13 protein-coding genes and 1 pseudogene are annotated in these 13,476 nt (G+C 70.3%); 8 read left to right on the top strand and 6 right to left on the bottom strand.

From position 1 onward, the window contains the following. Positions 1 to 397: 397 nt before the first annotated feature. A complete protein-coding gene (locus OHA30_RS15725) occupies positions 398 to 763 on the bottom strand; it encodes a hypothetical protein (protein ID WP_328914465.1) in 366 nt (121 codons plus the stop codon). A gap of 151 nt (positions 764 to 914) precedes the next feature. On the opposite strand from OHA30_RS15725, the gene OHA30_RS15720 reads away from it, so the two are divergent. The 5 genes from OHA30_RS15720 (at position 915) to OHA30_RS15700 (ending at position 4,996) form a co-directional block, all read left to right on the top strand. Further along, positions 915 to 1,274 (top strand): hypothetical protein, encoded by a 360-nt coding sequence (locus tag OHA30_RS15720; protein ID WP_328914464.1) that lies wholly within the window; start codon positions 915 to 917, stop codon positions 1,272 to 1,274. Then, a complete protein-coding gene (locus OHA30_RS15715) occupies positions 1,271 to 2,353 on the top strand; it encodes a DUF4388 domain-containing protein (RefSeq protein ID WP_328914463.1) in 1,083 nt (360 codons plus the stop codon). Before OHA30_RS15720 ends, OHA30_RS15715 begins: the two co-directional genes overlap by 4 nt. Further along, positions 2,350 to 2,733 carry a roadblock/LC7 domain-containing protein gene (locus OHA30_RS15710; protein WP_328914462.1) on the top strand — a complete coding sequence of 128 codons (384 nt, stop codon included), beginning with the start codon at positions 2,350 to 2,352 and terminating at the stop codon, positions 2,731 to 2,733. Before OHA30_RS15715 ends, OHA30_RS15710 begins: the two co-directional genes overlap by 4 nt. Positions 2,734 to 2,839: 106 nt before the next feature. Beyond that, positions 2,840 to 3,385, top strand: coding sequence for a GNAT family N-acetyltransferase (locus tag OHA30_RS15705; RefSeq protein WP_328914461.1), 546 nt, complete (start codon positions 2,840 to 2,842; stop codon positions 3,383 to 3,385). 360 nt (positions 3,386 to 3,745) lie between these two features. Next, positions 3,746 to 4,996 carry a chitinase gene (locus OHA30_RS15700; RefSeq protein ID WP_328914460.1) on the top strand — a complete coding sequence of 417 codons (1,251 nt, stop codon included), beginning with the start codon at positions 3,746 to 3,748 and terminating at the stop codon, positions 4,994 to 4,996. 139 nt (positions 4,997 to 5,135) lie between these two features. On the opposite strand, the gene OHA30_RS15695 is transcribed toward OHA30_RS15700, so the two are convergent. Beyond that, on the bottom strand, positions 5,136 to 5,780 hold the full coding sequence (locus tag OHA30_RS15695) for a dihydrofolate reductase family protein (RefSeq protein ID WP_328914459.1): 645 nt from the start codon (positions 5,778 to 5,780) through the stop codon (positions 5,136 to 5,138). 251 nt (positions 5,781 to 6,031) lie between these two features. After that, complete coding sequence (locus tag OHA30_RS15690; protein WP_328914458.1) at positions 6,032 to 7,450, bottom strand: metallophosphoesterase; 1,419 nt, start codon at positions 7,448 to 7,450, stop codon at positions 6,032 to 6,034. Positions 7,451 to 7,937: 487 nt separating this feature from the next. Between OHA30_RS15690 and OHA30_RS15685 the strand changes: the two genes are divergently transcribed. The 3 genes from OHA30_RS15685 to OHA30_RS15675 all read left to right on the top strand — a co-directional run bounded on the left by OHA30_RS15685 (position 7,938) and on the right by OHA30_RS15675 (position 11,735). Then, entirely contained in the window at positions 7,938 to 8,585 is a 648-nt protein-coding gene (locus tag OHA30_RS15685) for a DUF4291 domain-containing protein (protein WP_328914457.1), read from the top strand. Positions 8,586 to 8,599: 14 nt separating this feature from the next. Then, positions 8,600 to 9,676: a hypothetical protein gene (locus OHA30_RS15680; RefSeq protein ID WP_328914456.1), complete on the top strand. Its 1,077-nt coding sequence runs from the start codon at positions 8,600 to 8,602 to the stop codon at positions 9,674 to 9,676. Positions 9,677 to 10,001: 325 nt separating this feature from the next. Continuing rightward, the gene (locus OHA30_RS15675) at positions 10,002 to 11,735 is read left to right on the top strand and encodes a ricin-type beta-trefoil lectin domain protein (RefSeq protein WP_328914455.1); all 1,734 of its coding nucleotides are present in this window, start codon (positions 10,002 to 10,004) and stop codon (positions 11,733 to 11,735) included. Positions 11,736 to 11,922: 187 nt separating this feature from the next. Here the strand turns inward: OHA30_RS15675 and OHA30_RS15670 are convergent, their stop codons facing one another. The 3 genes and pseudogenes from OHA30_RS15670 to OHA30_RS33995 form a co-directional block, all read right to left on the bottom strand. Further along, positions 11,923 to 12,390, bottom strand: a complete 468-nt coding sequence (locus OHA30_RS15670) for a hypothetical protein (RefSeq protein ID WP_328914454.1) — start codon at positions 12,388 to 12,390, stop codon at positions 11,923 to 11,925. Positions 12,391 to 12,448: 58 nt separating this feature from the next. Further along, positions 12,449 to 12,655: a hypothetical protein gene (locus OHA30_RS15665; RefSeq protein WP_328914453.1), complete on the bottom strand. Its 207-nt coding sequence runs from the start codon at positions 12,653 to 12,655 to the stop codon at positions 12,449 to 12,451. Positions 12,656 to 12,904: 249 nt separating this feature from the next. Continuing rightward, positions 12,905 to 13,132, bottom strand: a pseudogene (locus tag OHA30_RS33995) (RHS repeat-associated core domain-containing protein); the annotation flags it as partial. Positions 13,133 to 13,476 lie beyond the last annotated feature (344 nt).

Here is a 13,476-nt window from a genome sequence, read left to right as displayed (position 1 = left end):
ACGCGTTGTGGCGGTGACCGCGGTATTCACCGTAACCGCGTATTCGCGGCGCGTGAGTGATCGGCGTGACGCCTGATATGCGCAGAGGCGCGGGCGCAAAACTTATGCGAAAGGCAAGAGTCGCGCAGGGCGACGTGCTTCTCACGCTGCGTGCGGAAGAGAAGTCACGCCGGTCCCGCGGTGGCCGCGTGGCGGACGGGATACATGTTTTCTGTGAGATGCACAGAGGAAATTGGTGATTTCGGCGGACGGTGGATTACCGGGGAGGCGGCGTCCCGCCGCATATTCATTTTCGGTCGATCGGCTTCAGCCGCCCGGGGCGTCGGCCGGGCGGCGCGGCGACCGTCTGTCCGCCCGTCAGTCCGGCGTTCGCCCTGCCGTGTTCCGTCCGCCGGGATCAGATCTGTACTTCCCCCTCGACCTTCCTGAGCACGTGACGGGCGAGCGCCAGGTTGGCCCGGTCGCGATCGAGGGCGAAGTAGAGGAAGAGCGACCCGCGAGTGCCGCTGAGCAGCCGGATCAGGTGATACTGCGTTCCCAGGGTGATGAGGATGTCCTCGATCGTGTCGTCGATCGTGAGCATCGACAGCGCACGGACCTTCGCACGCACCACCTCGGTGTTGCCGGCCGCGGCCACCTCCAGGTCCAGCCCCCTCCCGCCGCCGAGGGTGCCGAGCGCCATGCCGCTCTCGTAGTCGACGAGCGCCACTCCGATCGCGCCTTCGACGGTCATCGCTTCTTTGAGCGCCGACTCAATGTTCATGGGAATTCCTTTGGTTCAAGGCAGGTCCACCGTGGCCCTGACCATATGGGCGCGGGGCCGGTGTGAGCGGAGAATCACCATACGCGCTCACAGATGAAAGAGTTCGGCGTTAAAGTACTCTGCCAGGTGATCGAAAGTGAAGGGGTGCCCCGTGGACGCGCTGGAGTCGATGCTCGGCGAAGTCCTTTCTGTTGCCGGTGCGTCCGGTGTGGCTCTGGTCGACGCGGTGACCGGGTTCACCTACGCCGAAACCGGCGACTGCGCCGCGGCCGGAACCGGATTCGAGGTTTGCCATCTGCTGAACCTCATCCAAGACCGGCTGCACGAGGCGGGCGCCGAGGGCGAGTTGGAGAACGTGGTGGTGACCGGAAGCCGGACCTACCACATCGTGCACGTCGTACCGTGGCAGGGCGACCCGGTGCTGATGTCGGCCCTGCTCGACCGGTCGGAGGCAAATCTGGCGCTGGCCTCACGTCAGGTCGCGGCGGCTTGCAAGGACTTGCTCGCATGACGGCTGTTCCCGAGCACCGCCGGGAGCCCCGGAACGTACCCTCGTTGCTCTCCCGGTTGCGGCAGGACCGTTTCACCGGTGCGGTCGAGGTGGAAGGCGGCCCGGGCGGCACGCTCTTCCTCCACGACGGACTGGTCGTCGCGGTCGAGTCGCCGGCCGCCCCCTCCGCCCGCTCCCTGCTGTTGAGGTCCCAACGGATCGACGAGCAGGACTGGGAGGCCGCGCTCGCGGCGGTCACCGAAAGCGAACCACTGGCATCGGTACTGACCGGTCGAGGACTCATCACGGCCGCGGAACTGTTCGTCGTCTGCACCGCCGCGGTCTTCGACGGTGCTTTCGCGATGTCCTTGCAACCGGCGTCGGGTTGGCGAACCGATCCCGGTCGCGTTCCCGAACTGGCCGCCCGGCCAGGCCAGGAGCCGGCCCGACTCACGGAGGAGACCGCACTGCGCCTGCGGACGCTGCGCGAACAGTGCCCCTCCGTCGGTGAGTTCGCCCGTACCCCGGTCCGGCCCGCGGCCCGTGCCGATCTGGACGTGCTCGACAACCGCAGCCGTACGCTGCTGCTCAGCGCCAACGGGCGCCGTACCCCGCGTGACCTCGCCTTCGCGGTGGGGCGCGGGGTGTACCCGGTGATGCTCGACCTCGCCCGGCTGACCGCCCGCCGGTTCGTCGTGGGGGACACCGGCCTGCCCTCGTCGCGCCCCCTGCTGACGGCGCGTGCCGCCGACCCGCCGACCATGCCCCAGACCGTCGCCGCGGCGCTGCCCCGGCGACGTCCGGGCGGCAACCTGCCGCCGGGCCGACCCGCGGACGGCCCCTCCGGGACCTCGGCCGACCAGCGGAACACGGTCGGCGGCCTACGCCTGATCCGTGCCGCCCTCCTGGCCCCGACCGCCGCCATGGGCGGCGCGGAGGAGCCGCCCGGGGTTCCCGGCCGTGCCGTCGCCGGGGCGGCGGAGCCACCTGACGTCGAATCACCTGTTGTCGGATCACCTACCACCGCAACACCTGTCGCAGAACCACCTGTCGCCGTGCGTGGGACAGAGACCGGCCGCCCCGAGGAGACCGCACCATGACCAGTTCCGCCCCGTACGAAGCGCTCGTAGCCTCGCTCAAGTCCTTGCGCGAACGCGTCGTGGGCGTCAACGAGACGGTGATCTCCACCTCCGACGGGCTGCTCGTGGCCGCCGACACCGTGGCCGTGCAGCCCGAGTCGGTGGCCGCGCTCGCCGCCGCGAGCCTTGGGCTCGGCCGCCGTACCGCAGCGGAGGTCGGCCTCGGCGGGCTGCGCGACGTCGTCACCCGCTGCAACGGCGGCTACGTCGTCGTACTGGCCGTCGGCGACCACGCGCTGCTGGTGATCCTGGCGGACGAGGGCTTGGACCTGCCCGGTCTGCACCGCGAGTCACGGGCCACGGTGGATCGGCTGCTGTCCCTGCTCGGCGCCGCCGCGTAGTCCGCCGGGCCCCGTGACGTCACGTGGTGTCCGCGGATTCCGGCGAACCGACGGCCGGCCCCGGTTATCCTGCGTCGTTCCGAACAGGCCAGGGAGGTCCCACACCATGAGCAGCACCACGTCGCCCTTTCCCGATCGGATCGGGCTCACGGGGGAAGGTCTCGTCCTGCGCGACTGGACGGAAGCGGACCTGGCCGCGATGCCGGAGCTGTTCGACCACCCCGACATCGCGTACTGGACACCGATCGTCTCCCCCTTCGACGAGGCGGCCGCCCGCGCGCGACTGGACCGGGACCGGCAGTTGCGGGCGGAGGGCACGGCCATCCTTCTCGCCATCACCGTTGACGGCCGCGCGCCGCTGGGCGAGGTCATGCTGCGGCGTTCCCCCGAGGGCACAGAGCTCGGCTACGCGGTCGGCCCGGCTCACCGCGGCCAGGGGCTGGCCGTGCGCGCGGTACGGGTGATGGCCGCGTACGCCTTCGAGCAACTGGGCGCGGAGCAGGTGATCCTGGAACTGGAGGCCGAAAACGCCGCCAGTGTGGCCGTGGCCACCAAGGCGGGTTTCAGCCTGCTCGATGTGCCGCTGATCGAAGGAGAGGAGAAGGGCCGGCCCTTCGCCCTTCAGACGTGGGGCCTGAGCGCGGGCAGGTGACGGGCCGGGGACGCATCTCGCCTTCGGCGACCTTCGGCGACCTTCGGCGACCTTCGGCGACCTTCGGCGACCTTCGGCGACCTTCGGCGAGCGCTGGCGACGTCCCGCGACGTCCCGCGACCTCCGGGGCCCGGTCCCGGCGCGGTCCGCGACGCCGATGTCCTGAGAAGCCGCGTGCCGACAAGGGCCGCGAAGCTCTGTGCGAGGTCGGGCCGGTCCTCCTCGGTGGCGATGGGGTCCCGGGAATCAGGGAAGTTGGTCTAGTCCTCTTGACGCGGTGTGCTCGCGCGCTGTTTGGTACATACCAACTCAGGCCCGAGACGCACGCTCCCCCCACCACTTCACGCCCGAGGGACTTCCATGCACCTTGCGAAATGGGCGGCTTCCGCCTCCGCGCTCACGCTCGCGACCGCCGGTGCGGTCTTCGCCCTGGCCCCCGCCGGCAACGCCGCGGCGACCGGCGTCTACGCCGTGGCCCCCTACGTCGACATGTCGAACAGTCAGGAAGGTCTGCTCGACGCAGCCATCACCGGACATGGGCTCAAGTCCTACACCGCGGCCTTCGTGCTCGGTTCGGGCTGCAAACAGATCTGGGGCGACACCCTTCCCATCGGCGCCGACTCCTTCACCGATCCGCTGATCGCCAAAGCGAAGTCCGAGGGCGCCTCCGTCATCATCTCGTCCGGCGGCGCGAGCGGTCTGCCGCTGGCCTGGACCTGCTCCACCCAGAGCTCGATCGACGCCGGGTACCAGGCCCTCATCAACGCCTACGGGGTCACCCAGCTGGACTTCGACATCGAAGGCGCCGCGATCGCGGACACCGCCGCCGCGGCACGGCAGATGCAGTCGATGAAGAACCTCAAGGCGTCCAACCCCAACCTCAAGTTCTCGGTGACCCTGCCGGTCCTGACGAGCGGGCTGACCAACGACGGCGTGAACATCCTCAAGGCCGCCAAGAACATCGGCATCAAGATCGACGTGGTCAACATCATGACCATGGACTTCTACGCGGGCACCGGTACCCAGATGGGCCAGGGGTCGGTCTCCGCGGCCCAGGCCACGCTGTCCCAGATGCAGTCCGTCGACTCCGGCTACGCCTACGCCAACCTCGGGATCACCCCGATGATCGGCAAGAACGACGACGGTTCCACGTTCACCCTGGCGGACGCCCAGACCGTGGAGAGCTTCGCCGCGCAGCACGGCGTCGGACGGCTGGCGTTCTGGTCGATCAACCGGGACCAGCCGTGCGGCGGCAGCGCCAACTCGCTGTCCACGTGCAGCCAGATCAGCCAGAGCAGCCTGGCGTTCACCGACACGTTCATGAAGTACGCGGGTGGCTCGGGCGGGACGACGACCGGGGGGACGACCACGGGCGGGACCACGACCGGGGGCACCACGACCGGTGGGACCACCACGGGCGGCGGCACGACCGGTGGGACCACCGGAGGCACGACCTGCACCACCGCCTCCTGGAGTTCCTCGCAGATCTACACCGGTGGCAACACGGTCTCGTGGAAGGGCCACAAGTGGAACGCGAAGTGGTGGACGCAGGGCGAGGAGCCCGGAACCACCGGCGAATGGGGTGTCTGGCAGGACCTCGGCGCTTGCTGAGCCGCTGACCCGGGAACGTCCTACGGTCTGGCCCCCGACCCGGGGCCAGACCGACCATGGTTTACGGATCCCCGGATCCCCGGAGCGCCGAGGACGTCGACGACGCCGCCGACACGGACCCGCCCGTCGCGGGGCTGCTTCAGCCGTCGTGCCCGGCCCCGCGATCGGGTGCGCTCATGTCGCCCGTCCCGGGCGTGCCGTCGGCGAGCCCGTAGCGCAGGTACACGGTGCCCCGCCCACCGGCCGCCGGCGGTTGGAGGAGTGTGAGGTTCGTGGGCACCGCGCCGCCGTCGAAGACCTTCTTCCCGACGCCGAGCACGATCGGGTGCACCCAGAGGTCGAGACGGTCGAAGAGCTTCTCGCGCAGGAGGGTCTGCACCAGGTTCAGGCTCCCGACGACCTTCACGTGCTCGTGCCGGTCGCGGATCTCGCGCACCGCGCCGGCCAGATCCGGGCCGATCTGCGTGGACCCGGCCCACGAGAGGTCGGGCCTGCCTCGGGAGGCCACGTACTTGGGGACGCTGTTGAAGAGCGTGGCGATCTCGTTGTCCTCGCCGCCCTCCTGGTGCGGCCAGTAGGCGGCGAAGATGTCGTACGTCCGCCGGCCGAGCAGGAGGGCGTCCGTTCCCTCGTACGCGGCAGCGACCTGCGCCCCGGAGACCTCGTCCAGCAGGGGTGCCTGCCAGCCCCCGAACGGGAACCCCACCGGGTCCTCGTCGGGGCCGCCGGGCGCCTGCCCGACGAGGTCGAGGGTGGCGAACAGTTCGATGTGGATGAGGCCCATGCCTTGCTCCCGATGAGTCGGTTGTACCGGTCGGGAGGTAGACCTGTGGGCGCCGGCGGACTCATCGCTGCGACGCGCCCGGCTTCGTACCCGTCGACCGCCTCGCCCGCCTCGCCCGGTGCGTCCCGGTGCGTCGCTCACCACCCCGACCCGCGGTCAGCGTCCTTGCGACGCCCGGCAGCCGCGACTTTCGCCGCCGGCCCGGCCCTTAGTGATGCCGGGGGCGCTCGCCGCGAGGGGTGTCGGCCCGGTCAGCTGTCGTCGACGCCCGTGCCCGCCGTGAGGTCCGTGCCGTCCGCGGTCCTGCCTCCGGTGCGCTCTGCCGTGGCCGCCTCGCCGCCCGACCGCAGGGTGAGCAGCGTGATCTCGCTCGGCGCGAAGACCCGGAAGGGCGGCCCCCAGAAGCCGGCGCCCCGGCTGGTGTAGAGCTGTGTCCGCTCGCCGTGCCTGCTCAGGCCGTGCACCACCGGCTGGTCGATCCGGACGAGGAAATTGAACGGCCAGATCTGGCCGCCGTGGGTGTGCCCGGAGACCTGGAGGTCGATGCCGGCGGCAGCGGCCTGTCGGACGTACTTGGGCTGGTGGGCGACCAGCAGGACCGGCCGGTCCGGGTCCGCCCCCGCCAGCGCGCCGAGCAGGTTCGCGCGGTGCCCGGCCAGGCCGGAGGACTCCGCGGTCACATCGTCCACGCCCGCGAGGACGAGGAAGTCCCCGCCGTGCTCCACCACGACATGGCGGTTGTGCAGCGGTTCCCAGCCCAGTTCCGCCATACGGTCCAGCCAACCCTGGGCCTCACCGAAGTACTCGTGGTTCCCCGTGACGTAGACCTTCGCCAGCCGTGACCGGATCGTCCCGAGAGGCGCGGACTGCTCCCGGCGCTGGGCGGGGGTGCCGTCGGCGATGTCGCCGGCGTGGACCACGACGTCCGCGTCGAGCGCGTTGACCGCCTCGGTGACCCGCGCCGACCAGGCGGCCCGGTCGATCGGCCCGAAATGGGTGTCGGCCAGCACGACGACACGGGTGCCGTCCAGACCGCCGCCGAGCCGCGGGACGTGGACGTCCAGCCGCTTCACCCGGGGCACGCGCATGGCCTCGTAATGTCCCCAGGCCAGCAGCACCGCCGAGACCACGGCGACGGCCACGGCGATGATCCTGGCCCGGTCGGCGCCGCCGACGTCGAGCCCGATCAGCACGAGATGCGCCAGGCCGCCCAGCGCCGACCAGGTGAACAGCACCCAGACCACGCCGAGGGTGCTGTCCGCGACGCGAGCCGCCCGGTCGACCCGCCGGTGCCCGTGGCCCGCGGCCATCAGGAACGGGAAGGAGACCAGCCAGGAGGCGAAGACGACCGTGCCGGCCAGGAAGACCGGGAACGGCCAGTCGGCGCCGGAGGCGAACAGCGTCCACCAGGGCAGGAAGAACAGCATCGCGAGGACGAGGAGGACCACGGTCCCGCCCAGTCGCCGACGCAGCGACCGCCGAGGACTCGCGCCCCCGCCCGCGGCCTCGGCGCCCGGCACGGCTGCCGACTCGCCCGCGGCCTCGGCGCCCGGCACGGCTGCCGACTCGCCCGCGGCCTCGGCGCCCGGCACGGCTGCCGACTCGCCCGTGGCCTCGGCGCCCGGCATGGCTGCCGACTCGGCCTCGCCCTCGGGCCGGGCGACAGCCACGACGCTCTCCGACCCCCCACCGGCCGACCGAGGACCGGACTCCGCCCGGATGGATTCGCTGTCCGTCACTGCGCCGCCCTCACATTCGCCGTCCCGCCGTCAGTCCCCATCATCCGGCACACGCTGTCCCATGGAATCGTCCGGACCCTGCTGCCCGTCGTGCGGCCGGGCTGCCGTGGCTTCCATGCCGCTTCCACCGGCCGTCGTGACCAGGTTGTCGAGCCGCGTGCGCCGAAAGGCCGTCCGCCACCGCCGAACCCTGAGCGAATCGCGGCCGCGGGCCCCCGACTCCACCTCGCTGCTCCCGCCGGGCACGATCAGCCCCGACCTGTACGTCGCCACCACGAGACGTGCCCGGCCTCGCCATGATCCGATGCGCCGGTTCCGACCTCGGCGCAGAGAGCGCCGCCCATTGATCACCGCCGGGCGTTTGCCCGGCGGTGAAAACCCGGTGGCCTGCGGCGGTGACGGTTGCGAGCATGTATCCGTGTCTGTCGTGCCGCGCGAGATACGCGCCCTCCATTCCGCCGAGACGATCACGGTCTACCAGGCGTACTCCCCGGAGATCGCTGACCCGGCAGCGGCTCAGGGGCGCTTTCCCGATGGATACGACCGTGACCGGATGACATGGATCAAGCCGTCGTTCTTGTGGATGATGTACCGCAGTTCCTGGGGTTCTGCCGTGGGGCAGGAGCGGGTGCTGGCCATCCGGATCCGCCGTGACGGGTTCGCGTGGGCTTTGGCCCACAGCGCGTTGTCGGGCTACGACGGCCGTGTGCACACTTCGCGCGACCAGTGGAAACGCGAGATGCGTCGCAGCCCTGTGCGTATCCAATGGGACCCTGAACGGGACCTCGACCTGCGCCCGATGCCGGGGCGTTCGCTGCAGGTCGGCCTGCGCGGTGAGGCCGTCCACCGCTACCTGGACGAGTGGATCCTGGGGATCGACGATGTCACCGAACTCGCCCACGCAGTCCACGAACTGGCCCGTAAGGGGCTGGTGGAGCAGGCTTCCCGGCTGTTGCCGGTCGAACACCTCTACCCGGTGTCCGGCGTACTCGCCTCGCGCATCGGTGCGTCGCGTGCAGAGCCTCGGGTGGGCGACGGGCAGACGGCGGCTCGGACCGGCGCGTGAGGGGAATGCGGCGGGTGGGCGATCTCGAGTTCTACACCGATGTACTCCGCTCCGGTACCGTCCTGGGGCTTGATGCTCACAGCACGCCGGAGCAGGTGGAGGCCGTGTTGGGCGCGGATTTCGGTGAGCACCGGACGGGTAGGGCGATGATCCGCGATTTCGGGCTGGTCGAGTTCACCTGGGAGCTTGCGTCGGCCGGCAGGTCGTGGCGGGGACTGCACTTCGCCGTGCAGGTCCATCGCTTGGAAACGGCCGGCACGGAAGTGGTCAACCCCGCGATCCGGGCGGCGTACGGCATATTCCCCGCCACGCCACCCCGACTGGGAGACGTCAGGGCTCTGCTGGATACCGAGCACTGGCCGCTCAGGGAATTGCCGGGCGCTGACCCGGGGTTTCGCGAGATGTGGCAGCCGGAGAGCGGTTCCAGTGTCCTCGTCGGTCTCCGGGAGAGCGCTCTGTCCTCCGAGCCCGAGGATCTGCCCGTCTACCGGATCGGCGCACCGTGCACCCACGGACAAGCCGTCCGGAGGGCCATGGGTCCCGTCGGCCGACGCCCAGCGCTGGACCGCCTCGACCACCTTCGAGGACTCTCCGCAGAGACGCGCGCGGACTGGCTTGCCCGTCGAGGTCCGCGGCCTGACGAGGGGCGGGCCAACTGGTGGCTCTATCACTTGGAGGTCATCGACTTCCGCATCTCCCAGCGGGGTGATGAGCAGGGCGCCTGGATCGAACTCAAGCTCTGGCTCCTCGACCAGGGCGAGCGACAGGGGTTGTTCACCGCCATGGCCACGGCGGAGTCCCGTGCGTGGTTCGTCGCGGCCCTCCACGACCGCTACGCCCCGCTGTCCGGTCAGACCGTGGTTCCGGACGCCGACAGCCTGGTCCGGGACTGTCTGGCTACGATCCCCGGCACTCCCGCGGATCTCGCCCGCCGTGCCGACCTCCATTCGTACTCCCGCCCCGAACTGCTCCGTTCACGCCGGGCCGGCAACCTCATCCGGGCCGCAGAGCAACACCGCACCCGTCTTCGGGACCCTCTGCCGGCCGCGTGTCTGGACGGCTGGTCCGACCTGCGGCCGCAGTTGGTGTGACGGTGAGAGCAGGCGCAGCCCCCCTCGGGTGAACGGCGGACGGTCCCGGACACGCGCGAACGGGACCACGACTGAGAGCGGACGACCTCCTCGTACCTCCGTGGGAGACCTGCTCGGTGTTCCGGGATCGGTGGTGCTCAGAGAGGGGGGACGCGTCTGCCGTCTTGTCGAACCTCGAACCGATCGACAAGCTGTGTACATGACATCCTCAAGGTGTCTGTCCCGCGGCACGGGCTGACGTCCGTCGGCGTCATGCTGGGGCAGCCCGCCGGATGGGAGCGTAGCGGACACGCGAAATCATGCCTTTTCCCCGGAGGTCAGACATATGCGCTTGAATTTTGCAGGGCCGCGGCGCGGCGGGTGGAAGAGAGCGCTCGTCCTGCTTCCCGTCCTCGTGGTCACGGTGGCGGCCACCGTCGTCGTGACGCTGAACGCCGAGGCGGCAGTGCCCCCGACGCCGTCGGGCTTCACGCTCACCTGGAGCGACGACTTCAACGGCGCTTCCGGCACCGGCATCGACCAGAGCCTGTGGAAGTACGACACCGGGCCGGGCAGCAATTTCGGCACCGGTGAGATCGAGACCATGACCAGCAGCACGTCGAACGTCTACTACGACGGCCAGGGCCACCTGGTGCTCCAGGCCCAGCACTCCGGTTCCGACCCCCGGGGCGGATGGACGTCCGGGCGCGTGGAGACCCAGGCGGCGACCTTCGGCGCCCCGGCGGGCGGAGTCGTACGCATCGAGTCCGTCCTCCAGCAGCCCAACGTCACCACCGCCAACGGCGCCGGCTACTGGCCCGCGTTCTGGATGCTCGGCGCACCCCTGCGTGACGGTGTGACCTGGCCGAAGTCCGGCGAGGTCGACATCATGGAGGACATCAACGGCCGCAGCTCCGACTTCAGCACCATCCACTGCGGCGTGAACCCGGGCGGCCCGTGCAACGAGTCGACCGGCATCGGCTCGGGTGAGCGCGCCTGTTCGGGCTGCCAGACCGGCTTCCACGACTACGCGGCGGAGATCGACCGCTCGGTGTCGCCGGAGCAGATCCGGTTCTACCTCGACGGGAACAACTTCTTCACCGTCAGCGCCAACCAGGTGGACGCGACAACCTGGTCCGACGCGATCGATCACCCGTTCTTCATCATCTACGACCTGGCGATCGGCGGCGGCTTCCCGGACGCCTTCGGCGGTGGCCCCAACGCGGCCACGGTCTCCGGCGGCAAGCTGGTCATCGACTCGGTGGCCGTGTACAACAAGGGGCCCGGCTCCGGGGGCGGCGGCGGTGGTGGTTCGGTGACCGGCCAGACGATCACCGGTCCGGGCGGCAAGTGCGTGGACGTGGCGGGTGACGACACCGGCGGCGACGGCACCGCGGTCCAGCTGTGGGACTGCCAGTCGGCCGCCAAGGACCAGCACTGGACCTGGAGCGGCCAGACCCTCCAGACCCTCGGCAAGTGCCTGGACATCGCCGGCGGCAACAGCGCCGCGGGTACGAAGCTGCAACTCGCCACGTGCAACAGCGGCGGCTACCAGGCATGGGTGCGGCAGACCGACGGCTCGCTGCGGAACCCGATCAGCGGCCGGTGCGTCGACTCGCCGTCGGGCGCCACCGCGAACGGCACGCGGTTGCAGATCTGGGACTGCAACGGCTCCGGCGCCCAGAACTTCGCCATCGGCACCCCGATCTACGGTCCGGGTGGCAAGTGCGTGGACGTGGCGGGTGACGACACCGGCGGTGACGGCACCGCGGTCCAGCTGTGGGACTGCCAGCAGGCGACCTCGCTCGACCAGAAGTGGACCTGGAGCGGCCAGACCCTGCGCACGCTGGGCAAGTGCCTGGACATCGCCGGCGGCGTCAACGCGGCAGGCACCAAACTCCAGTTGGCCACATGCAACGGCGGGGGTTACCAGAACTGGGTCGCCAACGCCGATGGCTCGATGTCCAACCCGACCACGGGCCGGTGCGTCGACTCTCCGTCGGGCGCCACGGCGAATGGCACGCGGCTGCAGATCTGGGACTGCAACGGCTCCGGCGCCCAGAAGTTCGCCCTGGCATGAGAGCGAGGGGGATCCCGGCCGCCGGCGGAGACCGGCACCTGCTCGACCCGGACAGTCCGGCTGCCCCCAGGGAGCCCACCGGCCCGCGACCGTCACCGTAAACCGCTCTCCGGACCGACCGGCCCGGGCGGGTTGTCCCGACCCGCCCGGGCCGGAAGGACACCGGCCGCGGAGAAGGCCCGCCCACTCAGGAGCGGCGGCCGCGCAGGGCCCGCCAGGCATCCCCGACCGCGTCCTCGGACCGCAGCCACCAGCCCTCCAGCTTGTTCCGCACAGTCGTCACCACCTTCCGCCACTTGAACCATGGCGGCAGCTTCCCGAACGGCACGAATGTCAGCGTGTCCCCGATGGCGTCCTCGGCGAAGCCGCCGGCGCCCTCGGCGCGCAGCGCGGCGTACAACTCAGGCGTCAACTCGCCATTGAGCCGGGCGGCGACACCCGCCGCGGTGAAAGCGAACCCCCGCTGATCGGGGTCCGACAACCGCATCGCCCGGACAATCCGGGGCGCCGCCTCGGCCAGCGGGCAGGCGAAAGCCAACCCGATCACCGCCGAGCCGAGATGACGCTCACCGCGCTCGAACGCGGCGTCCACCTCGGCGGGGTTGTCGATGTGCGGGACGCCCTGGCCGCTCTCCCAGTCGTACTCGGACGCCATAGCCACCCCTCGCCCTTCGCCCGTCACCCGTCACCCGTCACCGGTCACCTGTCACCCGTCACCCGTCGCACTTGGGCGGGAGCACGCGCTGCTTCCTGGTGTTGTTGATCATGCCGGCCCTCTTCAGCTTGGTCAGATCGCCTTCCGTGATGCTGCTCGACGGATACGAGGCCTGCACATGGCCGTGGTAGATCTCCTTGATGATATTGCCGTCCTTGTCCAGGATCTTCTCGTGCCTGTCCAGGACCACGATCTCGTTGTTCACGTGGTCCACACCGAGTCGCCGGAAGCTGTTCGGGTTGTCCGGATTCAAGGCGACAGACCGGTCCAACGCGGTTTGGCCGTCGGCGGGCGCGCGGCCGATCTCGCCCTTGGCCGATGAACTGCTCGGCGAGCCGTGTTTGTTGTACGTCGAGTCTTCGAAGACGCGCATCGGCTCGGTGCTGTCGCCCTCCAGGCCGAGCGGGTCGCTCCAGCGGAAGGGATTGTCGACGTACGCGTGGTGATTGGGCGCCGGGACCAGGCCGAGCGGGTCGGGGGAGAGGAAGCTCGCGGTGTCCGGGTCGTAGTAGCGGGCCAGGTTGTAGTGCAGGCCCGTCTCGGGGTCGCGGTACTGGCCAGGGAAGGCCAGCGGGCACAGGTCTCCGCCCTCGCCGGCCAGCGGCCTTCCCCACGGACTCGTGGCGGCCCGCCAGGCGATGGTGCCGTCCTCGCCGACGAGTTCACTCGGAGTGCCGGCCAGGTCCGTGACGATCGCGTAGAACCGCCCGCTGATTCCGACCGGATGACCTGTTCGACGAGGCGATGGCCGGCGTCCCAGACCTGCGTCAGCCGGGCGGCGCCGCCCAGGCCGCGGGCGGTTTCACGGCCTGCCGCGTCGTGCGTGAAGGTCAGCTCACCGCCCGTGGTGACGAGCGAGGTGGGCAGGCCCGCCGAGTCGTACGACCAGTGTGAGGTGGCGCCGCTGGGCGTGGTCCGTGTCACCCGTCGGCCCAGCGGGTCGTACGCGCTGGTGACCGTGCGGCCGTTGAAGTCGGTCTCGCCGGTCAGGCGGCCGGCGGCGTCGTAGAGGTAACTCCACTCGTC

Origin of the sequence: Streptomyces sp. NBC_00223, from assembly GCF_036199905.1 — a bacterium.
GTDB lineage: Bacteria > Actinomycetota > Actinomycetes > Streptomycetales > Streptomycetaceae > Actinacidiphila.
The sequence above is the reverse complement of the archived record's forward strand: the minus strand, read 5'-3'. Positions and strand labels throughout refer to the sequence as shown.